Raw genomic sequence first — 629 nt, 5'->3', positions numbered from 1 at the left:
TCGTGACTGCGTGCCTTTTGAAGAATGAGCCTGCGAGTTAGCGGTGTGTAGCGAGGTTAACCCGTGTGGGGAAGCCGTAGCGAAAGCGAGTCCGAATAGGGCGTTTGAGTTGCACGCTCTAGACCCGAAGCGGAGTGATCTAGCCATGGGCAGGTTGAAGCGGAGGTAAGACTTCGTGGAGGACCGAACCCACCAGGGTTGAAAACCTGGGGGATGACCTGTGGTTAGGGGTGAAAGGCCAATCAAACTCCGTGATAGCTGGTTCTCCCCGAAATGCATTTAGGTGCAGCGTCGTGTGTTTCTTGCCGGAGGTAGAGCACTGGATAGGCGATGGGCCCTACCGGGTTACTGACCTTAGCCAAACTCCGAATGCCGGTAAGTGAGAGCACGGCAGTGAGACTGTGGGGGATAAGCTCCATGGTCGAGAGGGAAACAGCCCAGAGCATCGACTAAGGCCCCTAAGCGTACGCTAAGTGGGAAAGGATGTGGAGTCGCAGAGACAACCAGGAGGTTGGCTTAGAAGCAGCCACCCTTGAAAGAGTGCGTAATAGCTCACTGGTCAAGTGATTCCGCGCCGACAATGTAGCGGGGCTCAAGCGTACCGCCGAAGTCGTGTCATTGCAGCAATA

General features: G+C 55.6%; 1 rRNA gene. It reads left to right on the top strand.

The features are described 5' to 3' along the window. Positions 1–629 (top strand): 23S ribosomal RNA (locus ACS04_RS31640); the annotation flags it as partial.

Source organism: Streptomyces roseus, from assembly GCF_001044425.1.
In the GTDB taxonomy this organism is placed as follows: domain Bacteria; phylum Actinomycetota; class Actinomycetes; order Streptomycetales; family Streptomycetaceae; genus Streptomyces; species Streptomyces roseus.
The sequence above is the reverse complement of the archived record's forward strand: the minus strand, read 5'-3'. Positions and strand labels throughout refer to the sequence as shown.